The sequence below is a fragment of the Mesorhizobium sp. M0195 genome, assembly GCF_040322115.1.
GTDB lineage: Bacteria > Pseudomonadota > Alphaproteobacteria > Rhizobiales > Rhizobiaceae > Mesorhizobium.
In genome coordinates this window covers 66,487-90,225 of record NZ_JAMYSV010000015.1, presented here as the reverse complement: position 1 = coordinate 90,225, position 23,739 = coordinate 66,487, and the positions used below count along the sequence as shown (strand labels likewise).

At 62.2% G+C, this 23,739-nt stretch carries 26 protein-coding genes; 12 read left to right on the top strand and 14 right to left on the bottom strand.

Translation table 11 applies throughout. The annotated features are described in order from the left end of the window. Positions 1-55: 55 nt before the first annotated feature. Complete coding sequence (locus NKJ12_RS24365; RefSeq protein WP_352705523.1) at positions 56-559, bottom strand: SixA phosphatase family protein; 504 nt, start codon at positions 557-559, stop codon at positions 56-58. A 262-nt stretch (positions 560-821) separates the two neighbouring features. Between NKJ12_RS24365 and dksA the strand changes: the two genes are divergently transcribed. Then, on the top strand, positions 822-1,238 hold the full coding sequence (gene dksA / locus NKJ12_RS24360) for an RNA polymerase-binding protein DksA (RefSeq protein ID WP_023674847.1): 417 nt from the start codon (positions 822-824) through the stop codon (positions 1,236-1,238). Between the two features lie 82 nt (positions 1,239-1,320). Here the strand turns inward: dksA and NKJ12_RS24355 are convergent, their stop codons facing one another. Further along, positions 1,321-2,079, bottom strand: coding sequence for a hypothetical protein (locus NKJ12_RS24355; RefSeq protein ID WP_352705521.1), 759 nt, complete (start codon positions 2,077-2,079; stop codon positions 1,321-1,323). A gap of 201 nt (positions 2,080-2,280) precedes the next feature. Here NKJ12_RS24355 and cckA point away from each other — a divergent pair, with 201 nt between their 5' ends. Together cckA and NKJ12_RS24345 are read left to right on the top strand one after the other, a co-directional pair. Continuing rightward, the gene (gene cckA, locus NKJ12_RS24350; RefSeq protein ID WP_352705519.1) at positions 2,281-4,854 is read left to right on the top strand and encodes a cell cycle histidine kinase CckA; all 2,574 of its coding nucleotides are present in this window, start codon (positions 2,281-2,283) and stop codon (positions 4,852-4,854) included. A gap of 83 nt (positions 4,855-4,937) precedes the next feature. After that, a complete protein-coding gene (locus tag NKJ12_RS24345; protein WP_352705517.1) occupies positions 4,938-5,648 on the top strand; it encodes a purine-nucleoside phosphorylase in 711 nt (236 codons plus the stop codon). Between the two features lie 50 nt (positions 5,649-5,698). Here NKJ12_RS24345 and NKJ12_RS24340 read toward each other — a convergent pair whose 3' ends face one another. After that, positions 5,699-6,094, bottom strand: a complete 396-nt coding sequence (locus tag NKJ12_RS24340; protein ID WP_023674851.1) for a hypothetical protein — start codon at positions 6,092-6,094, stop codon at positions 5,699-5,701. Between the two features lie 301 nt (positions 6,095-6,395). Between NKJ12_RS24340 and urtA the strand changes: the two genes are divergently transcribed. The 6 genes from urtA (at position 6,396) to NKJ12_RS24310 (ending at position 12,590) form a co-directional block, all read left to right on the top strand. Then, entirely contained in the window at positions 6,396-7,706 is a 1,311-nt protein-coding gene (gene urtA / locus NKJ12_RS24335) for an urea ABC transporter substrate-binding protein (protein WP_502894309.1), read from the top strand. Positions 7,707-7,807: 101 nt separating this feature from the next. Beyond that, entirely contained in the window at positions 7,808-9,424 is a 1,617-nt protein-coding gene (gene urtB / locus NKJ12_RS24330; protein WP_352705516.1) for an urea ABC transporter permease subunit UrtB, read from the top strand. Beyond that, positions 9,421-10,653, top strand: a complete 1,233-nt coding sequence (urtC, locus tag NKJ12_RS24325) for an urea ABC transporter permease subunit UrtC (RefSeq protein ID WP_352705514.1) — start codon at positions 9,421-9,423, stop codon at positions 10,651-10,653. The genes urtB and urtC overlap by 4 nt, the downstream gene beginning before the upstream one ends. A gap of 7 nt (positions 10,654-10,660) precedes the next feature. Beyond that, positions 10,661-11,407: an urea ABC transporter ATP-binding protein UrtD gene (urtD, locus tag NKJ12_RS24320; protein WP_352478979.1), complete on the top strand. Its 747-nt coding sequence runs from the start codon at positions 10,661-10,663 to the stop codon at positions 11,405-11,407. A 70-nt stretch (positions 11,408-11,477) separates the two neighbouring features. Next, a complete protein-coding gene (gene urtE / locus NKJ12_RS24315) occupies positions 11,478-12,173 on the top strand; it encodes an urea ABC transporter ATP-binding subunit UrtE (RefSeq protein ID WP_352688276.1) in 696 nt (231 codons plus the stop codon). A gap of 216 nt (positions 12,174-12,389) precedes the next feature. After that, positions 12,390-12,590: a hypothetical protein gene (locus tag NKJ12_RS24310; RefSeq protein ID WP_352507871.1), complete on the top strand. Its 201-nt coding sequence runs from the start codon at positions 12,390-12,392 to the stop codon at positions 12,588-12,590. Between the two features lie 44 nt (positions 12,591-12,634). On the opposite strand, the gene NKJ12_RS24305 is transcribed toward NKJ12_RS24310, so the two are convergent. The 9 genes from NKJ12_RS24305 to NKJ12_RS24265 form a co-directional block, all read right to left on the bottom strand. Then, positions 12,635-13,441, bottom strand: a complete 807-nt coding sequence (locus NKJ12_RS24305; RefSeq protein WP_352705512.1) for a DUF72 domain-containing protein — start codon at positions 13,439-13,441, stop codon at positions 12,635-12,637. Positions 13,442-13,469: 28 nt separating this feature from the next. After that, positions 13,470-13,940 (bottom strand): GNAT family N-acetyltransferase, encoded by a 471-nt coding sequence (locus tag NKJ12_RS24300; RefSeq protein ID WP_352645580.1) that lies wholly within the window; start codon positions 13,938-13,940, stop codon positions 13,470-13,472. Next, positions 13,937-14,347, bottom strand: coding sequence for a DUF302 domain-containing protein (locus NKJ12_RS24295; protein WP_352705510.1), 411 nt, complete (start codon positions 14,345-14,347; stop codon positions 13,937-13,939). Before NKJ12_RS24295 ends, NKJ12_RS24300 begins: the two co-directional genes overlap by 4 nt. Continuing rightward, positions 14,347-17,268 (bottom strand): excinuclease ABC subunit UvrA, encoded by a 2,922-nt coding sequence (gene uvrA / locus NKJ12_RS24290; protein WP_352645584.1) that lies wholly within the window; start codon positions 17,266-17,268, stop codon positions 14,347-14,349. Before uvrA ends, NKJ12_RS24295 begins: the two co-directional genes overlap by 1 nt. 707 nt (positions 17,269-17,975) lie before the next feature. Further along, complete coding sequence (locus tag NKJ12_RS24285) at positions 17,976-18,272, bottom strand: hypothetical protein (protein WP_352705562.1); 297 nt, start codon at positions 18,270-18,272, stop codon at positions 17,976-17,978. Between the two features lie 98 nt (positions 18,273-18,370). Continuing rightward, the gene (locus tag NKJ12_RS24280; protein WP_254817374.1) at positions 18,371-18,976 is read right to left on the bottom strand and encodes an ATP-dependent Clp protease proteolytic subunit; all 606 of its coding nucleotides are present in this window, start codon (positions 18,974-18,976) and stop codon (positions 18,371-18,373) included. Positions 18,977-19,001: 25 nt separating this feature from the next. Continuing rightward, positions 19,002-19,526 (bottom strand): SRPBCC family protein, encoded by a 525-nt coding sequence (locus NKJ12_RS24275; RefSeq protein WP_352705508.1) that lies wholly within the window; start codon positions 19,524-19,526, stop codon positions 19,002-19,004. Then, positions 19,523-19,837, bottom strand: coding sequence for an ArsR/SmtB family transcription factor (locus NKJ12_RS24270; protein WP_352448759.1), 315 nt, complete (start codon positions 19,835-19,837; stop codon positions 19,523-19,525). The genes NKJ12_RS24275 and NKJ12_RS24270 overlap by 4 nt, the downstream gene beginning before the upstream one ends. An 82-nt stretch (positions 19,838-19,919) precedes the next feature. Beyond that, on the bottom strand, positions 19,920-20,309 hold the full coding sequence (locus NKJ12_RS24265) for a cupin domain-containing protein (RefSeq protein ID WP_352620076.1): 390 nt from the start codon (positions 20,307-20,309) through the stop codon (positions 19,920-19,922). Between the two features lie 209 nt (positions 20,310-20,518). Between NKJ12_RS24265 and NKJ12_RS24260 the strand changes: the two genes are divergently transcribed. Further along, positions 20,519-21,031 carry a single-stranded DNA-binding protein gene (locus NKJ12_RS24260; RefSeq protein ID WP_352448761.1) on the top strand — a complete coding sequence of 171 codons (513 nt, stop codon included), beginning with the start codon at positions 20,519-20,521 and terminating at the stop codon, positions 21,029-21,031. Between the two features lie 123 nt (positions 21,032-21,154). Beyond that, the gene (locus tag NKJ12_RS24255; RefSeq protein ID WP_352705506.1) at positions 21,155-21,580 is read left to right on the top strand and encodes an OsmC family protein; all 426 of its coding nucleotides are present in this window, start codon (positions 21,155-21,157) and stop codon (positions 21,578-21,580) included. 8 nt (positions 21,581-21,588) lie between these two features. Here the strand turns inward: NKJ12_RS24255 and NKJ12_RS24250 are convergent, their stop codons facing one another. Both NKJ12_RS24250 and NKJ12_RS24245 read right to left on the bottom strand, forming a co-directional pair. Then, entirely contained in the window at positions 21,589-22,218 is a 630-nt protein-coding gene (locus NKJ12_RS24250) for a MarC family protein (protein WP_352705504.1), read from the bottom strand. Between the two features lie 74 nt (positions 22,219-22,292). Next, positions 22,293-22,823: a hypothetical protein gene (locus tag NKJ12_RS24245; protein WP_352705502.1), complete on the bottom strand. Its 531-nt coding sequence runs from the start codon at positions 22,821-22,823 to the stop codon at positions 22,293-22,295. Positions 22,824-22,909: 86 nt separating this feature from the next. Between NKJ12_RS24245 and NKJ12_RS24240 the strand changes: the two genes are divergently transcribed. Beyond that, positions 22,910-23,737 (top strand): helix-turn-helix transcriptional regulator, encoded by an 828-nt coding sequence (locus NKJ12_RS24240; protein ID WP_352705500.1) that lies wholly within the window; start codon positions 22,910-22,912, stop codon positions 23,735-23,737. The last annotated feature ends 2 nt before the right edge of the window (positions 23,738-23,739 follow it).

Below are 23,739 nucleotides of genomic sequence, written 5' to 3'. Positions count from 1 at the left end.
CTCGCGGGCCGGTCAGGCTCCGATATAGGCTTTGATGCGCGGCTTTGAAATGGCCTCAGATATCCGCAGGCGTCAGGAAGGCTTCGAGATAGCCGGTGCCTGGCGCAGCCTCGGCAAGTCCGCCGTTGAACCGGACCACGGCAAGTGCGGAGGTCGGGAAGCCGTGGTTCAGCATGGCCCGCGCGGTCTCGTTGCCGTCGCCCGACAGCGCCATGGCGAGATCCCCAATCATCGGCTTGTGACCGATGACGAGCAAGGCATCCAGCCCGCCATTTTGCCGGATGGCAGTGAGGTACGCCGCGGCATCGTCGCTGTAGAAGGTGTCACAGAACAGCACCCGGCCCGTGTTGGTATGGCCAGCCAAGCTTTCCAGCGTCTGGCGGGCGCGCTTGGCGCTTGAGCAAAGGGTGAGGGCCGGTGCGTATTTGCGGGAACGCATCAGCACGCCCATCGCTTCGGCGTCGGCGAAGCCGGATGGATCGAGCGGGCGGTCGAAGTCAGTCACGCCAGGCAGCGCCCAGCCGGCCTTCGCATGCCTCAGCAGGTAAAGTTTGGTCACGAAACCCCCGATATGTCGGGTACCGACCGGTCAAATGCGGCCGCAGGAATTAGCCATCAGAAGCGCTTCGCGCGCAATGCCGATGCCCCCTCAAGCATAATGAATCATGCGCGAATTCGGGCGTGCCGTTCATGCGAATGATGTCGCCAATGTCGGTTTGTCCCACATAAACAAATGCGTGAAACTGTCGTCGATTGCGCTTGTGCAGTTTTCGGTCCGCGAATATATAGGCGCCAAATTTGGGGTTTGTTGGGTGAGTCGAATGAACGACATCGTTACCGCCGATTACGTACCCTCCGAAGACGAGCCGTTTATGAACGAGCGGCAGAAATCCTACTTTCGCATGAAGCTCGTCACCTGGAAGAACGACATCTTGCGCGAAGCGCGCGAAACTCTCGAAATCCTGCAGCAGGAAAACGCCAACCACCCTGACCTCGCCGATCGCGCCTCCTCCGAAACCGACCGCGCGATCGAACTTCGCGCCCGCGATCGCCAGCGAAAACTCATCTCCAAGATCGATTCGGCCCTCCAGCGCCTTGACGAAGGCACTTACGGTTACTGCGAGGAGACGGGCGAGCCGATCGCGCTGAAGCGGCTCGACGCGCGCCCGATCGCCACCTTGTCGATCGAGGCACAGGAGCGCCATGAGCGGCGCGAGAAGGTCTACCGCGACGACTGAGCAGGCGGGAAAAACACGGCATCGGTAGAGCGTTCAAAATGGCCGGTTTTCCGGCCATTTTCATTGGCCGTTCGCTATCGCCCTATCTTTTCTGATTGGACAACTCGCCGAGGAGCTTCGTCATCTCGTCGTCGAGAGAGGGCGATGCCTTCGCCACCGGCTTGCTCGCCGTTTGGCTGAAGCGTGGCTCGTCGAGGGAAACCTCCAGCTCCTTCATCAGCGCATCGTCGATCGACTCATGCTGTGCCGGCGGCTCGTATCTTGCCGGGGAGTCCTGTCTTGCCGGCTGCGGCGCATGCCGCGAGGCATTGGCATTGACGGATCCATAACTTGGCAACGGTGTAACGTTCGATGCCGGTTTCGGCGCCGGCGTAGGCGCCGGCATTGTTGCCGCCATCGTCGCCGTCTGGCGGGCTCGGACAGGGGGTGTGGCCGCGCTTGCCGGCTGCGGCGGCGCTTGCCTCGCCGGCGCGGCTGTGGTCTGAGCTGGCCTTGCTGCCGGCTGATGGCTGTTGTCTCCGGTCAATGCCGGGCGGCGCAGCGCCGAGAGCCTGATGTCGCGCTCGACGACGACGTCGGTCGGACCACCGATCAAGAGCAGGTGCTCGATATCGTCGCGGCGCACCAGCACCAGCCGCCGGTGACTGTCGACCGCTGTGGCATCCATGACAGCCAGCCGCGTCTTGCGGTTCCTGCCCCCGGCGACGAATGTTCCGAATGTCAGGCTGCGGACCAGCCTGATGATAAGAAGAATGATGAGCAGCAGGACAAGTACTGCAAACGTCCATAGGATTGCTGCGGCATAACCAGGCCCCGCCACGCCATCCAGCCATTGCAGCATTGGTTCCCCCAAAATCAGCTTTCGAAGAGAGGCGACACTAGACTGTTGCGGCAGGCCACCGCAAGTTGCCTTTCACGCTTCGTGAACAGCTCGAAACCGGGAGCCGAACGGCGTCATTTTTAGCGGACATCTGCCGCCGGGCCTTTTCCCGACCCTGAGAATATGATTCAACCGACGCCGGAATTCACGAGCAGGGGGCACATGGCCAAGGAAGCGCGCGGCGATTTCTATCCGGTACCTATCGTCGACCAGAACACGCGACCGGGCGCGGTCACCCGGCTCATCGTTTTCATCGTCGTCCTGACAGGGGCAGCGATCGTCTTCGGCCTTTTCCGAGAGCGACTTGGCGATCCATTCCTGCTCGGCATGCTTGGCGTGCTGGCGATGATCGGCGTCGGCTTTCTATTCGCCACTGCGATCGGCTTCGTGCATATCACGCCGCGCTCGACAAGCGACGAACTGTCGAAAGCTTTCGTCGATTCGATGTCACAAGGTCTCCTGGTCACCGACACCAAAGGCCGTATCATCTACGCCAACCGGACCTATGCCGATATGACGGGTGCCGAGTCGGCCGCCGACATCAAGACGGTCGAAGGTTTGCTTTCAGACGTTCCCGAGGCCTCGGTGACCATATACCGGCTGGCGTCGGGCCTGCGCGACGGCCAGCCGGGCGACGGCGAGTTTCGGCTTGCGCAGTCCATTCGGCCAGGCGCCGAACCGGGCGCGCGCTGGTACCGCGTCCGGGCCCGCGCGTTCAGCGTTCCAGGCCAGCGGCTGCCGATGCTTGCCTGGCAGCTTGCCGATATCTCGCAGGAACGGGCCGAGCAGGAGCGGTTCTTTCTCGACCTGCAAAAGGCGATCGATCACCTCGATCACGCGCCGGCCGGTTTCTTTTCGGCCGACCAGGAAGGCCGCGTCACCTATATCAACGCGACCCTTGCGGAGTGGCTGGGCATCGACCTGGCCAGCTTCACTCCCGGCGCCATCACGCTGCCGGAGATCGTCGCCGGCGACGGCATGGCGCTGGTCCGTTCGGTCAAGGCCGACGCTGGTACCACGCGCAATGCCGTTATCGACCTCGATCTGACGACGATGACCGGCGAGGCGCTGCCGGTGCGCTTCATGCATCGTGTCTCGGCCAGCCGAGAGGGGCTCAACGGCCCGACTCGCACCATCGTGCTCAACCGGACGCAAGGCGAGGACGCTTCGGCCGACCTCCGTGCATCGGAAATACGCTTCACGCGGTTCTTCAACTCGACGCCGATGGCGATAGCCGGCGTCGATCATGCCGGCCGCATCCTGCGCACCAATGCGCCGTTCCTGTCGCTGTTTTCCTCGGTCGTCGACCGCGACGCGGTCGATCGGCGTGTGCGGCTGGATACGGTGATCCACGAGCGCGACCGGCCGGCTTTCGCCGCGGCCTTTGAAAAGGCACGTCAGCAACAGGCTGACATCGAGCCGATCGATACGGTGCTGCCCGGCAATGAGGAGCGCCACATACGCTTCTACGTCAATGCGGTCGCTGACGGCACCGGCGGCGAGGGCGCCGAGGAATCGGCCATCGTCTATGCCGTGGAGACCACCGAGCAAAAGGCCCTCGAGGGCCAGATGGCGCAGAGCCAGAAAATGCAGGCGGTCGGCCAACTCGCCGGCGGCATCGCGCATGATTTCAACAATGTGCTGACCGCCATCATCATGGCCTCGGACCTGCTGTTGACCAACCACCGGCCGTCCGATCCGTCATTCCCGGACATCATGAACATCAAGCAGAACGCCAACCGGGCGGCCTCGCTGGTGCGTCAGTTGCTGGCCTTCTCGCGCAAGCAAACGCTGCGGCCGGAGGTGCTCAACCTGACCGACGTGCTCGCCGATCTAAGGATGCTGCTTGCCCGGCTGGTCGGCAACGACATCAAGCTCAAGATCGACCATGGCCGCGACCTGTGGCCGGTCAGGGTCGATATCGGGCAATTCGAGCAAGTGGTGGTCAATCTGGCGGTCAATGCACGCGACGCGATGCCGGCCGGCGGCGAACTCACCGTACGTACCCGCAACGTCAGCGCCGGGGAATGCAAGACCTTTTCCTATCGCGAACTTACACCGGCCGACTATGTGCTGGTCGAGGTCGAGGACAGCGGCAGCGGCATCGCGCCTGATGTGCTGAAAAAGATCTTCGAGCCCTTCTTCACGACAAAGGAGGTTGGCAAGGGAACTGGCCTTGGTCTGTCCATGGTCTATGGCATCATCAAGCAGACAGGCGGCTTCATCTTCTGCGATTCCGAAGTCGGCAAGGGATCCGTGTTCCGTATCTTCCTGCCGCGGCACATTGCGGAGGCAAGGAAGGCGGGCGAGGCTGGAGAGGCGCCGGCCGCACCTGCCAAGATCGCCGACTCAGCCAAGGACCTGTCGGGCTCGGCCACGGTGCTGCTGGTCGAGGACGAGGACGCCGTGCGCATGGGCGGTATGCGGGCGCTGAAATCGCGCGGCTACACCGTCCACGAGGCGTCGTCCGGCGTCGAGGCGCTTGAGGTCTACGAAGCGCTCGGCGGCAAGGTCGACGTCGTGGTGTCGGACGTGGTGATGCCGGAAATGGACGGCCCGACGCTGCTCGGCGAATTGCGCAAACGGCAGCCCGACATCAAGTTTATCTTCGTGTCCGGCTATGCCGAAGACGCGTTCGCCAAGAACTTGCCGGCCGACGCGCATTTCGGCTTCTTGCCGAAGCCGTTTTCGCTCAAGCAATTGGCCACAATCGTAAAGGACATGCTGGAATCCTGACCCTTCCAACGCTCCGCTTGCGCAATGTCGTGAGACTGCCATGATTGCAGGTGAAACGGGCGACGGGTTTTGGAAAGCATGCCGTGACGCCACACAACGAAGCTAGCAAAGGCGACTACGCAAGCACGGTGCTGCTGCCGGGCGACCCGCAGCGCGCTGAATGGATGGCGGAGGCCTTTCTGGAAGCGCCGCGCTGCGTCAACCGCCGCCGCGGCGCGCTCGGCTTTACCGGGCTGTTTCGCGGCAAACCTGTCAGCATCCAATCCACCGGCATCGGCGTCTCTTCGTTCCTGGTCTATGTGCATGAGCTGCTGGACTTCTATGGTGCGAAAACACTGATCCGCACTGGTACCTGCGGTGGCCTGACCGCCGAGATGGCGCTGCGCAGCCTGGTGATCGCGCAATCGGTGCGTGGCGAAAATGCGGAGAGCGGCCAGGTTTTTGGGCTCTATCGTGCCGATGCCGGTCCCGATCCGGCATTGTTGACCCAGGCATTGGCCCGAGCTTCGGAACTCGGCATCGACCATCGGGCCGGGCTGACCATTTGCAGCGATATTTTCTATCATCCGCTGGGGCGCGAACGCTTTGCCGAAGCACAGGCACAGGGCGCGCTCGCCGTGGACATGGAAACCAGCGCACTCTACCGCATTGCGGCCGATTTCGGCGCTCGGGCGCTGTCGATCCTGACCGTCGTCGACAACGTGGCAACCGGCGAGCAGACCGACTATTCCGAACGCCAGGGGCTTTTCACCGATATGACCCGGCTGGCGCTCGATCTGGCGGCGGAGAGCTAGGCGGCTTTTGTGCTTCGGAGTACGGAACCTCGCCAGGTTCCGTACTTTTTTCAACGCTTCGTGCAGGTCGAGGCGGTAAAGGCGCCGTCTGGCTGCTTCATGATGATGTCGAAGGACGGGGTGGTTCCGCTTTCCAGCGTCGCCTGCGTAAGCGAGATCGAGTTGCCGCCACTGGTATAGCCACCCAGCGGACCTAGCCAGGTGATCACGCCGTCTGCATCCATCTGGTAATTGTAGCTCTGCGGCGCGATGCCGAAGCTCACAGGACCGCTATAGACGTTTCCCTTGATGGTGATGTCGCCGAGGCTGAGGAACATGCCAAGCAGGTAGACTTCGCAATGATAGGAGCCGTCCGGCAGCTTGCCGTCGCTGAAGCCGGCGCGCGCTACGGTCGTCGCCGCCAGCAGAAGCATGGCGGTGAAAATGCAAGAAGCTCTGAAAGCCATATGATCGCTCGTTAAAGGGGTTCAAACTTGCCCATTTCGCTGCGGCGCTGCAATCCTCACCAGCGCTCATATGATGCTGCTCAAAATTCATGCATTGGCCTATATGTGAGTAAAACTTAGGCTGATATGGGTGATCCTTTCTCGTTTCGAACATAGCAGGCGGGGTTCATCTCCTGCAGCTAATACATTAACCGACTGACAGAGCTGGGAAATCTCAAATCCTCCGAACTTGCTCCGGTGATTGGCACAGCCGTTGCATGGTCTGTCCCGATGCAGTTAACCAGCTTGGGAGTTTAAAAGTATGAGGGGCAGTTTCTCGACAATAGCAAAAATGTTTTCGGCCGGCGTGGTCACCGCCGGCCTGCTGATGAGCGTTCCCGCCAAGGCGGCCGACGACACCATAAAGGTCGGCATCCTCCATTCGCTGTCGGGAACCATGGCGATCTCGGAGACAACGCTGAAGGACGCCATGCTGATGCTCATCGAAGAGCAGAATGCCAAGGGCGGCCTGCTCGGCAAGAAGCTCGAGGCGGTGGTCGTCGATCCGGCTTCCAACTGGCCGCTGTTCGCCGAAAAGGCGCGCGAGCTGATCTCGAAGGACAAGGTCGCCGCGGTGTTCGGCTGCTGGACCTCGGTGTCGCGCAAATCGGTGCTGCCGGTGTTCAGCGAGCTCGACAACATCCTGTTCTACCCGGTCCAGTATGAGGGTGAGGAAAGCGAGCGCAACGTGTTCTACACCGGTGCGGCGCCGAACCAGCAGGCCATTCCGGCCGTCGATTATCTGATGAGCGAGGATGGCGGTTCGGTGAAGCGCTGGGTGCTCGAAGGCACCGACTACGTCTACCCGCGCACCACCAACAAGATCCTCGAGGCCTATCTGAAGGCGAAGGGCGTTGCCGCCGAAGACATCATGGTCAACTACACGCCGTTCGGTTTCTCCGACTGGCAGACCGAAGTCTCGGCGATCAAGAAGTTCGGCTCGGCCGGCAAGAAGACCGCCGTCGTCTCGACCGTCAATGGCGACGCCAACGTGCCGTTCTACAAGGAGCTCGGCAACCAGGGCATCAAGGCCGAGGACATCCCGGTCATGGCCTTCTCGGTCGGCGAGGAAGAGCTTGCCGGTCTGGACACTGCGCCGCTGGTCGGCCATCTCGCCGCCTGGAACTATTTCGAAAGCGTCGATACGCCCGAGAACGCGAAGTTCATCGCCGACTGGCACAAGTTCATCAAGAACGACAAGCGCACCACCAACGATCCGATGGAAGCCCACTATATCGGCTTCAACATGTGGGTGAAGGCGGTCGAGAAGGCCGGCACCACCGATCCGGACAAGGTCATCGACGCCATGGTCGGCGTCTCGGTGCCGAACCTGACCGGTGGTTATTCGACCATGATGCCGAACCATCACATCACCAAGCCGGTGCTGATCGGCGAAATCCAGGCCGACGGCCAGTTCGAAACCGTCTCGCAGACGCCGGGCCTGGTGATGGGCGACGAGTGGTCCGACTACCTGCCTGACTCCAAGGACCTGATCTCCGATTGGCGCGCGCCTCTGTCCTGCGGCAACTTCAATGTCGCCACAGGCAAATGCGGCGGCAAGGGAACCAACTGATCCTCCCGGTCTGTCCTCCCAGACCGCAAAAGCCTCCGGGCGGGCTCGTCCTCCAGCCTGCCCGGAGGCGACATTCAACCTCCAACAGCCACCAGAAACCGATGATCCTGATCCGCGCGATTGGCCTGATGCTGCTCCTCCTTCTGGGAATGCTGCTGCCGTCGAACGCCAGCGAATCCGATCTGCGCGCGGTCGTCGCCAAACTCGCCACCGCCTCCAATTTTTCAGCGATCGAAGCTGTCGTGCGCGAGCTTGCGGCAACCGGCGACACAGCCGTCGAACGGCCGCTTGCCGCGCTTGCGGAGGGCAGCCTTTACGTCCGCAAGGCCGATTCAGTAGTCTTTGTCGGCAAGGAGAGCGGCGACAGCATCGAACTGCTCGATGCGCTCACCGGCGAAAAGTCTGGCGAAGCAGCCAAGGCCGACATCACCAAGATCAAGGTCAACAACACGCTGCGCCGCGTCATCCGCGACGCGCTGGGCACGCTGACGCTGGGCTCCAAGGATCCGGCCGTGCGCATTGCCGCCGCCGACACCATGTTCAAGACGCCGGATGCGGCAAACATCGACCCGCTCGACACCGCGATCGCCAATGAGAGCGCGGCAAGCGTCAAGGCGCTGCTCGAACAGGCCCGTGCCGCATCGGTTCTCGTTTCAGACAGGCCGGAGGCCGACAAACTGGCGGCGATAGCGCTCATCGGTGCGCGCGGCGACCGGGATGCGGTGTCGCTGCTCACGTCGGTGGAGGCCAGTTCCGAAGGTGCGGTGAAGGACGCGGCGACTGCGGCGATATCCAACATCAATTCGACGCTGGCGCTGTGGGATGCCGGCCAGAATATCTGGTACGGCATATCGCTCGGATCGGTGCTGCTGCTGGCGGCGATCGGCCTTGCCATCACTTTCGGCGTCATGGGCGTCATCAACATGGCGCATGGCGAGATGGTCATGCTGGGCGCCTACACGACCTTCGTCGTGCAGGAGGTTATCCGCAATTCCTTTCCCGGCCTGTTCGACTGGTCGCTGGTCATCGCCCTGCCGCTGGCCTTCCTGGTGGCGGCGCTCGTCGGCCTTGTCATCGAGCGCGGGCTGATCCGCTTCCTCTATGGCCGGCCGCTGGAGACCCTGCTGGCGACATGGGGTGTCTCGCTGATCCTGCAGCAGGCGGTGCGCACCATCTTCGGGCCGACTAACCAGGAGGTCGGCAACCCATCCTGGATGTCAGGTTCGTTCGCGATCGGCCAGCTTTCGGTCACCTGGAACCGGCTCTGGATCCTGGCTTTTGCGCTCGGCGTCTTCGCGGTGCTGCTTTACGTGATGAAACGCACGCCCTGGGGGCTGCAGATGCGTGCCGTCACGGCCAATCGCCGGATGGCCGCCTCTATGGGCATCAGGACGCCGTGGGTCGATGCCCTGACCTTTGCATTGGGGTCCGGCATTGCCGGCATCGCCGGCGTCGCGCTCAGCCAGATCGACAATGTCTCGCCCAATCTCGGCCGCGGCTACATCATCGACAGCTTCATGGTCGTCGTTTTCGGCGGCGTCGGCAATCTCTGGGGCACGCTGGTCGGCGCCTTCTCGCTCGGCATTGTCAACAAATTCCTCGAACCCTATGCCGGAGCGGTGCTCGGCAAGATCGTCGTCCTGGTGCTGATCATCCTGTTCATCCAGAAACGCCCGCGCGGTCTGTTCGCGCTCAAGGGCAGGTCGGTGGAAGCATGATCACGGGGCGCTTCTTTGCCGCCGGCGCCGACCGCCGCGTCGCCATCACCATCTTCATCTTGCTGGCGGTTGCAATCGTCGTGCCGCTGCTCAATCTTGCGGTCTCGCCGACAAGTGCGTTTTACGTGCCGTCCTATATCGTCGCGCTCACCGGCAAATATCTCTGCTATGCACTGCTCGCCTTGGCGCTCGATCTCGTCTGGGGCTATTGCGGCATCCTCTCGCTCGGCCACGGCGCCTTCTTCGCGCTCGGCGGCTATGCGATGGGCATGTATCTGATGCGCCAGATCGGCTCGCGCGGCGTCTACGGCAATCCGCTGCTGCCGGACTTCATGGTGTTCCTGAACTACAAGGAACTGCCGTGGTTCTGGTACGGTTTCGACCATTTCTGGTTTGCCGCGATCATGGTGCTTGCAGTACCCGGCCTGCTCGCCTTCGTCTTCGGCTGGTTTGCCTTCCGCAGCCGCGTCACCGGCGTCTATCTGTCGATCATCACCCAGGCGATGACCTATGCGCTGCTGCTTGCCTTTTTCCGAAACGACATGGGTTTCGGCGGCAATAACGGCCTGACCGACTTCAAGGATATTCTAGGCTTCAACGTGCAGGCCGACATGACACGCTCGGCGCTGTTCGCGGCTAGCGCCGTCATGCTGGCGCTCGCCGTCTTCGTCACCTGGGCAATCGTCGGTTCCAAATACGGCAAGCTTTTGATGGCGGTGCGCGACGCCGAAAGCCGCACGCGCTTTCTCGGCTGGCGGGCGGAGAACGTCAAACTGTTCGCCTTCACCGTGTCGGCGGTGATGGCCGGCATCGCCGGTGCGCTTTACGTACCGCAGGTCGGCATCATCAACCCTGGCGAATTCGAGCCGTCCAATTCGATCGAGGTGGTGGTGTGGGCGGCCGTCGGCGGGCGCGGCACCATCGTCGGGCCGATCATCGGCGCGCTTTTGGTCAATGCCGGTAAATCCTGGTTCACCGGCGTGCTGCCTGAATTCTGGTTGTTTGCGCTGGGCGGACTGTTTGTCGCCGTCACGCTGTTCCTGCCCAAGGGCATCATCGGCATGTGGGATTCCTGGCGCGGCAACGCCAAGGCGTTGCGGGCGGCCTCGGTTGCCGAGGAAGCCGGGATCGATCCCGATGCGCCGGTGCCGCCGAAAACCGACCGTTCGGCGGCGAGAAGGCCGGGCGACTGGTCGGCCTCCAGCGCCGAACCGCAGCCGGCGGAGTGATGGTCTGATGTCGAAGAGCAACACCATCCTCTATCTCGACGGCGTTTCGGTTTCCTTTGACGGTTTTCGCGCCATCAACAACCTTTCGCTGGTGCTCGACAAAGGCGAGATGCGGGCGATCATCGGCCCCAACGGCGCCGGAAAGACGACGATGATGGACATCGTCACCGGCAAGACGCGGCCCGATGCGGGCGAGGTTTTCTTCAACGGTGAGGTCGATCTGACCAAACACGACGAGGCCGAAATCGCCATGATGGGCATCGGCCGTAAATTCCAGAAGCCGACCGTCTTTGAAAGCCACACGATCGAGGACAATCTGATGCTGGCGCTGAAAGGCCCGCGCTCGATCTTCCCGGCACTGTTCCATCGTCGCTCGGCCGCGGAAGTGCGGCAGATCGACGACATCCTCGGCATCATCCGGCTTGGCGACAAGCGCGACGAACTCGCCGCCAATCTGAGCCACGGCCAAAAGCAATGGCTCGAGATCGGCATGCTTCTGGCGCAGGATCCGCTGCTGCTGCTGGTCGATGAGCCGGTTGCCGGCATGACCGACGCCGAGACCGAGGAAACCGCGCGGCTGCTCAGGGATATCGCGCGCGACCATTCGGTCATCGTCGTCGAGCACGACATGCATTTCGTGCGCGAGCTCGGCGTCAAGGTTACCTGCCTGCACGAAGGCTCGGTGCTTTCCGAGGGCAGCCTCGACTTCGTTTCGGCCGACGAGCGCGTCGTCGAAGTCTACCTGGGGAGATGATCATGGTCTGGCGCGTTCCGTTCCATCATTTCGACCTTTCGTTCTTCACGCGTTGGAGAAAGCGCTGACCATGCTCGAAGTCTCCAATGCCACGCTGCATTACGGCGCCGCTCAGGCGCTGCGCGGTGTCTCGCTGACAGCCCGCGCCGGCAAGATCACCTGCGTGCTCGGTCGCAACGGCGTCGGCAAGACCAGTTTGATGAGATCGATCGTCGGCCATCATCGGCTGACGAGCGGAAGCGTTGCCTTCGAGGGGAAGGCGCTCGACCGGAGCGCGGCGTATGATCGCGCCCGGTCGGGCATCGCATTCGTGCCGCAGGGCAGGGAGATATTTCCGCTGCTTACGGTGCGGGAAAACCTCGAATCTGGCTTCGCGCCGCTGAAGCGCGCCGACCGCAACATTCCCGGTCACGTCTTCGAATTGTTTCCGGTGCTGAAGCAGATGCTCGCGCGCCGAGGCGGTGATCTTTCCGGCGGCCAGCAGCAGCAGCTTGCCATCGGTAGGGCACTGGTGATGCGGCCTAAACTGCTGGTGCTCGACGAGCCGACCGAAGGCATCCAGCCGTCGATCATCAAGGATATTGGCCGCGCCATCCGCTATCTGCGCGACCAGGCCGGCATCCCCGTGCTCCTGGTCGAACAGTATCTCGACTTCTGCCGGGAATTGGCCGACGAGGTCAACATCATGGACCGTGGCCAGATCGTTCATACCGGCTCGGCCGAGGATCTCGACCGGGCGGACGTCCGCAAATTCCTGACCGTCTGAATTCTTATTGATTCTATTACTTTGCAACTCTGGCGCGCTGCAGATTGCGTGCTAGATTTTGCTTGGCCTTGGTGAGTCGGCCGCTTTCCGTACCAGTTTCAACTTGGCAGATCAGGGGAAGGCGCGGATGCGTCGGCACGCTTGCGCGCAAGCCCTTCCCTTCGAGCGATCTGTTGTCGTCCAACATTTCGGGTGCTTGGGAGCCAGGGCCAGTCAATGGAGTGCTATGTCGAGGACTACCAGAAACGACGGCTCACGGAGCGCGTCGACATCCTGACAGCCATCAACATTCTGAAATCGCAGGGGTATGACCACGACGAACTCATCGCGGAGATCACCAAGGTCTTCTATGTCGATCTCGATGCCTTTAACGAGATCGTCAGGGTTGATCGGCGTCCGGACGAACGCGCCGCATAGCCGGTAGTTTAGGACCAAGCCACGCGGACCACCGACAGCGGGCGTCAGCCTGCGACCCGCTTCATCAGGGCGATGGCGCCGAATGGAGCGCGGACCTTGCCCTCTGTGATGAAGTAGACGAACACATCGCGTGGCTTGACCGGCGCGTCGGTTGAAGGATCGGCACGCGAGAGGTCGGCCGGCACCTTGCCTTCCGCCCAGGTTTTTGCGCGCGCCGCCCATTCGTCGAGCGCCTTTGGCGTGTAGCAATCGGGATTGTCGTCGTTCCCGGTCTGCAGCCGCGCATAGATGAAATCGCCGGTAACGTCGGCAATCCCCGGATATTTGGCGTGGTCGGCATAGACGATGGCGGCCTTGTGCTTTCGCGCCAAGGCGGCGAACTCCGGCACGACGAAGCTGTCGTTGCGCACCTCGACCGCGTGACGCAGCGCAACGCCGTCCTGCTTTTCCGGCAACAGCTTGAGGAAGGCCTCGAAATCGTCCGGGTCGAATTTCTTGGTCGGCGCGAACTGCCACAGGATCGGCCCGAGCTTGTTGCCAAGTGCCGCGACGCCCGACCCGAGGAAGCGCATGATCGAATCCCCGGCCTCGCCGAGCACGCGGCGGTTGGTGACGAAGCGGTTGCCCTTCAGCGAATAGACGAAACCATCCGGCGCCTCGTTGGCCCATTTGACGAAGGTCGGTTCCTTGAAGCTCGAATAATAGGTGCCGTTGACCTCGATGGTGGGCACCTGCCGGCTGGCATAATGCAGTTGCTTGGCCTTCGACAATTTGTCCGGGTAGAAGGACGTGTCCCACGGCTCGAAGGTCCAGCCGCCCATGCCGGCGCGGATTGTTCCTGATTGAGTCATGGTCGTCCTCCCGGTTCGCAGAAAAGGATCACGCGATGGCGGTCGTCTCGACGGCTTTCGCCATGTCGACGACCGTCCATCCTGGCCGATATGGATTGGGCCGGCGACCCGTTTCGCGAAAGCCGTAGGCCTTATACAACGAAACGTTCCGTTCCATTCTGGCATTGGTGTAGAGTCGGATTTCAGGCAAGCTCCACAAGCGCGTCTGTTGCTCGGCCCAGTCGAGCAGCCCGATGCCGAAACCCTTGCCCTGAAAGGCTGGCGCAACGGCAACGCTGAAGATCATTGTATGGTCCGCATGTCGTTCGAGAACGATCAAGCCGGCCGGCTGTCCGTTCTGCTCCAAAAGCCAGACCTCGCCGCGTTGGATGCGCGGCGCATAGTCCTCGGTGACTGGGATCGGCGGCGCTCCGAACAGGGCAGTGTAGGGCGCGTAGGCGTCGGTGGTGAGCGAAATCACCGTGGGGAGATCATCGGCCCGAGCGGCTCTCATCATCAAAACTGGCCCGCGCCGGCAGCGGCCGCAATCACCTTGTCCATGCCGTCGGCGATAGCAGCGACGGCATTGCGACTGGCGTCGCCCAAGCCATGGCGCTCAGCGAGCCAGCGTGCGTCATTGTAGGAAAGCCAGACCTCGCCTTGCTCGTCCTCCCAAGCCAGTGCCTTGACCGGCAGATCGATGCCGGCAAGCTGCCGGTCCTGCATCAGTGGCGTACCGCCTTTCGGATTGCCGAAAATCAGGAGCTGGGTTGGACACAGTGATGTTTCGACGCTGCGCGCACCAGCGGCGTGATCAATGCGGGCGAAGACCAGCAATCCTGCACGTTCGACAGTTTCGACCGGGCGATCGATGGTTTCGGTCACGCCGAAGCGGCTTTGGACCGTGATGAGACCGTTCTTTGCCATCACTCCGCCGCTTCGCGCTTGCCTCCGGGGCGCCGCTCCAGCAATTCCCTCAGGAACTGCCCGGTATAGCTGCGTTTTTCGCGGACGATGTCCTCCGGCGTGCCGGACGCCACCAGCTCGCCGCCGCCGTCACCACCTTCGGGGCCAAGATCGAGAACCCAGTCAGCGGTCTTGATCACCTCTAGATTGTGCTCGATGACGACGACCGTGTTCCCCTGGTCGACCAGCTCGTGCAGCACTTCAAGCAACTTGGCGACGTCGTGGAAATGCAGGCCGGTGGTTGGCTCATCGAGAATGTAGAGCGTCTTGCCAGTCGCCTTGCGCGACAGTTCCTTGGCAAGCTTGATGCGCTGCGCCTCGCCGCCCGACAAGGTCGTTGCCTGCTGGCCAACATGGATGTAGCCGAGGCCGACCCGTTTCAGCGTCTCCAGCTTGTCGCGCACGCCTGGCACGGCGGCGAAGAAATCGACGCCTTCCTCGACCGTCATGTCGAGAACGTCGGCGATCGACTTGCCCTTGAACAGGACGTCCAGTGTTTCGCGGTTGTAACGCTTGCCGTGGCAGACGTCGCAGGTGACGTAGACGTCGGGCAGGAAGTGCATCTCGATTTTGATGACGCCGTCGCCCTGGCAGGCCTCGCAGCGGCCGCCCTTGACGTTGAACGAGAAGCGGCCCGGCTGGTAGCCGCGCGCCTTGGCCTCCGGCAAGCCGGCGAACCAGTCGCGGATCGGCGTGAAGGCGCCGGTATAGGTGGCGGGGTTGGAGCGCGGGGTGCGCCCGATCGGCGACTGGTCGATGTCGATGACCTTGTCGAGGAATTCCAGCCCCTCGATGCGGTCGTGCTCGGCCGGATGCTCGCGCGAGCCCATGATGCGGCGCGACGCCGCCTTGAACAGGGTCTCGATCAGGAAGGTCGACTTGCCGCCGCCGGACACGCCGGTGACGGCGGTAAACGTGCCGAGCGGGATTTCGGCGGTGACGTTCTTCAGATTGTTGCCGCGCGCGCCGACGACCTTCAGCCGGCGGTTCTTCTTGGCCTCGCGCCGCACTGCCGGCGTCGCCACTTCGAGCTCGCCCGACAGATATTTGCCGGTGATCGAAGCGGGCGTCGCCATGATCTGCTGCGGCGTGCCCTGGGCGATGATGTGGCCGCCATGAATGCCGGCGGCCGGGCCGATATCGACGACATAGTCGGCGTGCAGGATGGCGTCCTCGTCATGCTCGACGACAATCACTGTGTTGCCGATGTCGCGCAGATGCTTCAGCGTATCGAGCAGGCGGGCATTGTCGCGCTGGTGCAGACCGATCGACGGCTCGTCCAGCACGTAAAGTACGCCGGTCAGGCCGGAGCCGATCTGCGAGGCAAGACGGATGCGCTGGCTCTCGCCGCCTGACAGCGTGCCGGAGTTGCGCGACAGCGTCAGATAATCGAGCCCGACATCGTTGAGGAAGCGCAGCCGCTCGCGGATTTCCTTGAGCACGCGCACCGCAATCTCGTTCTGCTTGTCGTTGAGCGAAGCGGGCAGATCGGTGAACCACTGGTCGGCCTTGCGGATCGACAGCTCGGTGACCTCGCCAATGTGCTTGCCGGCGATCTTGACCGCGAGCGCCTCGGGCTTCAGCCGATAGCCGCGGCAGGCCGGGCAGGGCGTGGCCGACATGAAGCGCTCGATCTCCTCGCGCATCCAGGCGGATTCGGTTTCCTTCCAGCGGCGCTCGAGGTTGGGGATGACGCCCTCGAAGGTCTTGGTCGTCTTGTAGGAGCGCAGGCCGTCATCGTAGTGGAAGGTGATTTCGCGCTCGCCGGTGCCGTGCAGGATGGCTTGCTTTGCCTCTTCGCTCAGATCCTTGAACTTGTCGCCGAGCTTGAAGCCGTAGGCAACGCCCAGCGCTTCCAGCGTTTGCGCATAATAGGGCGACGTCGATTTCGCCCAAGGGCTGACGGCGCCGGCGCGCAGCGAGACATTCTCGTCGGGCACGACCAGGCTGGCGTCGATGGCGCGTTGGCTGCCGAGCCCATCGCAGGTCGGGCAGGCGCCGAACGGATTGTTGAAGGAGAACAGCCTGGGCTCGATCTCGGGAATGGTGAAACCGGATACCGGGCAGGCGAACTTTTCCGAGAACAGCATGCGTTCATGCGTCTCGTTCTTCGATTTGTTGACCGAATCCTCGCCGGTCTGGCTGGCGTCGAGCGGCCTGTCGGCAAATTCCGCTACCGCCAGTCCGTCTGCAAGTTTCAGCGCGGTCTCGATGGAATCGGCGAGCCGCGTCGCCAGATCGCCGCGCACGACGATGCGGTCGACGACAACGTCGATGTCATGCTTGTATTTCTTGTCGAGCGCGGGCACGTCGGCGATCTCGTAGAAGACGCCATCGACCTTGACGCGCTGAAAACCCTTCTTCTGCAGCTCCAGCAGTTCCTTGCGGTACTCGCCTTTGCGGCCGCGCACCATCGGCGCCAGGATGAACAGCCGGGTGCCTTCCTCGACTGCAAGCACCCGGTCGACCATCTGCGAGACCGTCTGGCTCTCGATCGGCAGGCCGGTGGCCGGCGAATAGGGTACACCGACGCGGGCGAACAAAAGCCGCATATAATCGTAGATCTCGGTGACGGTGCCGACAGTCGAACGTGGGTTCTTCGAGGTGGTCTTCTGCTCGATGGAGATGGCTGGCGACAGGCCGTCGATCTGGTCGACGTCCGGCTTCTGCATCATTTCGAGGAATTGTCGTGCATAGGCCGAAAGGCTCTCGACATAGCGGCGCTGGCCCTCGGCATAGATCGTGTCGAAGGCAAGCGACGACTTGCCCGACCCCGACAGACCGGTCATGACGATCAGGCTGTCACGCGGCAGGTCGAGATCGACATTCTTCAGATTGTGTTCGCGTGCCCCGCGAATGGAGAGATATTTATGGTCGGCCATCGCCGGTCGCCGCCTCAGAATCTGGAATTCGTGGGATGGGCGGGTTTTCCCGACCATCCCCTATGTAGGTAATTTCGCCGCCTTTTCGAGAGACGCCACAACTCTCGACCAAAGCGTTTAACCGCCTTTCGCGCGAACGGGCAAGCGGAAAGAACAAAGGCCGAACACGCTCCTGACAAAAGCTGCCCGTGCGGCTGGGTTCACCCGGGGTTCACAAAGCGTCTCGCGATCACATTTTTCGGCAATCGGCCATTCAAGGTTGACGTCCATCTGTCACGGGGGCAGACTCCAAACGTCAACGAAGCCGGCCGTCTTTCGATGGCCTCGCGGCCTGGGGCTAGCCTGCGAGACGCCGCGGGTTATGCGATGAGCGCTTCGACGACGACAGTCGCAACGAACAGAAGGAGAGCAGAGGCATGACTCCACCGGACAGTTCCTTGAGGCTCCACGTGTCGCTGGAGCCGCGGCAGGTATAAGTGGCTAGGCCAGGCATTTGCGCTACCTGCCAACGTTGACCTGCCGATCCCCACAACAATCAGAGACTGCTAGTCGGATCGTCGGCTGAACGCCGCGAAGCATCCGAAATAAAAAGCCGGCAGTACACTCCCGGCAATTTGGATTTTAGATCCAAGAAGCCCCGTCAATTGCACAAGCAATGACGGGGCTGTTCGTTTGAAGCGCACATTTGTGGTGCATGCCAGGCGAACTTACCGGCTGGGGGGCCTGATCCCGCCGGTAGCGACATCGATGGTTATGCTGCCGGAAATCCGAACGTCGGTATCGCCGATCTTGAACGTGCCGTTGCCGCTGCTTGGAACCGCGTCGTCGGGCTCAGGCTGCGGCGCTGGCTCGGCGATGCGATAGTCGCTGGTCACGCCGGGCAGGGCGCCCTTTTGCGAAGACGTCGAATTATCTTGGGCAAATGCCATGTCCACCAGCATGTTCGTGCCGGCCACAGTAGCGGTAGCAAGGCATAACAGGCTGGACGAACGGCTGGCGGTCATCCCCGGACTATAGTGCCGTGATGGCGGCAAGACCAGACCGATGGCGCTGAAGTTGCGGGCGCTCAATCGCCTCGGTTGCGTCCGCCGGCCCAACTCGTTCATGCGGCCTGCTTGCGAGTGTCGAAAACATGGTCGACGAGTCCCCAATCCTTGGCCTCCTGGGCGGTCATGAAAAAGTCGCGGTCGAGCGTGCGTTCCACTTCTTCGTAGGTGCGGCCGCAATGGTGGGCGTAAAGATCGGTCATGCGCCGCTTGGTGCGAAGGATGCCCTCGGCATGGCGCTGGATATCGGAGGCTTGGCCCTGGAAACCGCCGAGAGGCTGATGCAGCACGATGCTGGTGTTGGGTAGCGCGATACGCCGCCCTGGCGTGCCCGCCATCAGGAGAAACGAGGCCATCGAGGCGGCGAAGCCCATACAAACGGTGGAGACCGGGCAGCTGATATACTGCATCGTATCGTAGATGGCGAAACCGCTGGTCACCACGCCACCCGGCGAGTTGATGTAGAGCGAGACCTCCTTGTCGGGATTGTCGGATTCCAGCGACAGAAGCTGGGCGCAGACCAGCGCCGAGGTGCCGTCGTCGATCGGCCCGTTGATGAAGACGATGCGCTCGCGCAGCAGCCGCGAAAATATATCGAAGGCACGTTCGCCGCGACTCGATTGCTCGATCACCATCGGCACCAAATTGGCAAGGCCGCTCATCGTTATCTCCTTTGACGGTCGTCGTTCAGGCCGCGCGCATAAAGAGGCGCGGGGTGTTTGCGGCGATCTGCTTGTACTTGGGAGTACGCGCTTCAAACGAAAGTCGGCAACCGGCGCCTGCCATCGCGATCTCCGGCACTGCTGCCCGAGCAAAACCATCATGGACGATGCGCAGATGCGTGCCGCCGGAAACGGTGCGGTCGAGCGTAAAGGTGACGATGCTGTCCACTGGGCTATCGTTCATTGGGCTTTCCACCGGGCTACCGGGCGGCACCTGCGTATCGCCGGGCGCCGGCCGCTCCCGCCAGGAATAGCGCAGCAGCCGTCCGGGATCCGCGTCGAGGATTTCGCACTCGATCGGCGCATTCGGCGCTTTAAAGGCAAAACGGTTGCCGATTTCGGGCTTGATGTCGTTCGGCATCATCCAGGCCGCGAGCAGGTCCGGCACCGTCAGCGCCCGCCACACCTTTTCCGGCGGTTCGGGCCGCTCGCACTCGAACTCGATCTTGTCTGCGGCCATTTCGGCGCGTTCTTTGCCTCGGCTGGTCATTGGTCCATGTCCTTCAAAACCGTCTTGAGCCTTTCGATGCGCTCTGGCCAGAACGCACGGTAGCGTTCGATCCAGCCGAGCAGTGGCGCAAGCCCCTTCGGATCGACGCGGTAATAGGCGTTGCGACCGGCCCGGCGCTCGACCACGAGGCCGGCGCCGCGCAGCACTGCGAGATGTTGCGATACCGCCGGCTGCGATACCGGTATGCCAGTGCGCAGTTCCGACACCGTCATCTCGCCGTCGGCGAGCCGCTCATAGACGGCGCGACGCGTTGGATCCGCCAGTGCCCGAAAAATGTCTGCTTCGATCATGTCGAAAGCATAAGTCAATACTTATCGGTTTGGCAAGCCGTGTTTTTTAAGACAGGCGGTGTTTTTTAAGACAGGCGAGGTTTTACAAACTCGCTGGAAGCCAGCGTCTCACCATGTCGGGGGATCCGTTGAACGTCGCCTCGAAAACTGGTGACGCGAGCACAGCATGAATATGAAGCAATTCGGAGCCGACGTTTCGGAAGCCATGTTGCCTGTGCGCGGCAACAACTAGCGACTGTCCGGCAGTCAAGACGAGATGCTCGTCATCGATCCACATCTCGGCTCTGCCAGCGATGACGGTAAGCACTTCCTCGACCGGGTGCCAATGTGTCGGGGCGCCAACCGCGGGTTCGACCCATTGTTCGAATATGCAAAGTTGAGTTGCGCCGTTGCAGGCCGAGACATGCATGCGGGTCTTTACTCCCGTCCGCCACTCTTCTTGCGGCTGATCGTCATGCGCAACCATCTTCATTGAGTTCGCCTCGATCCCATGGTCTGTGGAAATTCGACGCCAAGACACTACTTCTTACTGACAACTATTGACAGTGCAGGGCCTCTCCTATAGAACGAAAAGAGAACAAAAACGTTGTGGGAAAAGGCAGCGACGGCAGGCAGGGATTGTCCATAGCCTGTAAGGTGCGGCGACAAAAATCTGGTTTCGGATGAGCGCGGAGAAGTATCATGGCGGGTAGTGTCAACAAGGTCATTCTGGTGGGCAACCTCGGGGCGGACCCTGAAATCCGCCGCCTGAATTCGGGTGACCCGGTCGTCAACATCCGCATCGCGACGTCGGAAAGCTGGCGCGACAAGACGTCCGGAGAGCGCAAGGAAAAGACCGAGTGGCACAATGTCGTGATCTTCAACGACCAGATCGCCAAGGTGGCCGAGCAGTATCTGAAGAAGGGCATGAAGGTCTATGTCGAGGGCCAGCTGCAGACGCGCAAATGGCAGGACCAGACCGGCAATGACCGCTATACGACCGAAATCGTGTTGCAGAAATTCCGCGGCGAGCTGCAGATGCTCGATGCGCGGGGTGAGGGCGGCGGCCAGGTCGGCAACTATGCCGGTGGTGGTGCGAGCCGCGGTTCCGATTTCGGCCAGTCCGGCCCGGGCGAAAGTTTCAATCGTGGTGGCGCCAACAAGGGCGGCGGCGGTGGTTCGTCGCGCGAGCTGGACGACGAAATCCCGTTCTGATTTCTCGGGGCGGACTGCCCTTGCGGCGAAAAGCGCCGGCACCTTGGCCACGAAATGGCGTCCCGAAAATCTGTCTTGGATTTTCGGGACGTTGTGCGTTTGAGCGGTGAAAGGACGTATCAGGTGAAGGCAAGGGTCAAATGGGTCGAGGAGCGCACTTTCGTCGGCGAGTCCGCCAGTGGGCACAAGCTGGTGCTAGGCACTGCGTTCGGGCCGGAGGGCAAGACGCCGGGGCCGAGCCCAATGGAACTGATGCTGATCGGCACTGGCGGCTGCTCGGCCTATGACGTGGTCCATATCCTCGAAAAGGGGCGCGAGGCGGTCGAAGATTGCGTGGTCGAACTCGATGCCGACCGTGCAGAAGCCGATCCCAGGGTGTTCACCCGCATTCACATGCATTTTGTCGTCAAGGGCCGGGCGCTATCACACGACAAGGTGAAGCGGGCGATCGGGCTTTCGATCGAGAAATACTGCTCGGCCTCGGCAATGATGGCCAAGACTGCCGAGATTACCCACGACTTCGAAGTCATTGAAACGACAGCGAAGTAGGGCTGTTCCTACGTCGCCATCAGCGCCTTGATGCCGTCGGCGACGAACTGTACGGCGAGCGCCGCCAGGATGACGCCGAGCAGCCTTGTCAGGATCGAACGGCCGGTTTGGCCGAGGATACGGTCGATGCGCTCTGACAGCACGAACACCAGGTAGGTGATGACGAGGCAGATGGCGATGATGCCGACAAGCGCTATCTGCGCGCCCAAACCCTGAAACGAGCTTGAGAGCAGGACGGTCGCCGAAATCGCGCCGGGACCGGCAATAAGCGGGATCGCCAGCGGAAAGGCGGCGATGTTGTGGATCATGTCCCTGGTGATGGCGACGTCGCCGATCTTCTCCTTGCGGTCCTGCCGGCGCTCGAACACCATTTCGAAGGCGATGAAGAACAGCAGAAAGCCGCCGGCGACGCGGAAGGCCGGCAGAGTGATGCCGAAGACTGACAGGATCGACGCGCCGGCGATTGCGAACAACGCCATTACCAGGAAGGCGATGACCGAGGCGCGCACGGAGACCTGGTTGCGCTCCTCGCGGTTCATGCCGCGGGTCACGGCGAGGAAGAGCGGCGCCAGGCCGGGCGGATCGATCGTCACCAGTATGGTGACGAAGGCGTTGAACAGGCTGTCGAAGCTCGGCATGCTGACCCTCCCCGCCGGCAAAGCCGGATAACGGGATTGGTAGAGCAAAGCGGAGCCAGTGGAAACGGTGCGGATCAGGGGCTGTCGGCCCGGCGCGCCAGAAACTCGACTTCGAGACGCCAGGTGGCGCCGTCGTCCTGTGAGCGTTCGCCCAGCCAGCGGAACGAATTTTCGGTGATGCGCGAAAAGCTCCAGCGCACAGCAGATCCGGTGCCGTCTGCGCCTTGCTGGATGATGGTGTCGCCCTCGGCACGGCCGAGCTGGCGGCTGTAGTACTGATTGCGCGGATCGCTCCAGAAGATGTGCCAGGCGTCAACGCCGGGATCGTAGACGCGCAACGTCGTGCCATAGAAGGTCCATTTGCCGAGCGAGGGCGAGGGGCCGGCGTCACGGGCAGGCAGGATCCATACGTCCTGGATCGCGCGGCCTTCGAGCACCCAGCCGAAATGCACTTCGCCGCGCCCGGTCAGCACCTGACCGTCCTCGAGATGGCGCGTGGCGTCGAACGTCCAGGCGCCGACGAAGCGGCCATAAAGATTCAGTTTCTCGGCAAGGGCCGGTACGGGCCCATCGCTGTGCAGGGCCTTGGCAAAGGAATTGGACATGGCTTCGCTCTCATCTTGTCAGGAGACCGGCAAGCATAGAGGCCGACAGGGGTTCTGCGCTTGGGAAAAGTTGCTATGTTTCGGCGATGACGACGAGCGCGCACAGGCTGGCGTCGGGCCGAGGCTGGCAGGTGTCGGATGTCATCTGCACCGCCAGCGCCGCCGACAGGCCATTCGAGGAGGAGCATCGGGATTTCTGCGTTGCCGCCGTAACCAATGGCACCTTCCGCTATCGTGCGCGCGAGGGCACGGCGATGCTGGCGCCGGGCGCGCTCCTGCTCGGCAATCCCGGCACATGCTATGAATGCGGTCACGAGCATGGCGCCGGCGACCGCTGCCTCTCCTTCCATTTCGGACCGGCCTATATGGAGCGGATCGTCGCCGCCGTGCCGGGCGCCAAGACGCTCGATTTCGGCACGCCGCGCCTGCCGCCCTTGCCGGCGCTGGTGCCGCTGCTTGCCGAAGCGGAGGCGGCGCGCGAGATGGCCGACACCGGCGCGTTCGAGGAACTCGCCCTGCGCATTGCCGGTGCCGCGGTAACAGCGGCTTGCAGCGCTACGGATCGGGGACGGACGCCGAGCCGCCGTGACCAGAAGCGTGTCGCCGAAGCGGTGCGGCGCATCGAAGTCGATGCGGACCGGCCGATCTCGCTTGCCGAACTCGCCGACGAGACCGCCACCAGCCCTTACCATTTCCTGCGCACCTTCCGGCACGTTGCCGGTATGACGCCCTACCAATTCCTGCTGAGAGCGCGGCTGCACAGGGCAGCCGTGCGGCTGCGGACGTCGGATCAGACGATTTCGGCGATTGCCTTTTCGGCGGGATTCAACGATCTATCAACCTTCAATCGCCGTTTCCGGCGGCTGATGGGCGAGGCGCCGGGTACTTATCGCGCCCGCCGGCGACGCCCGTGAAA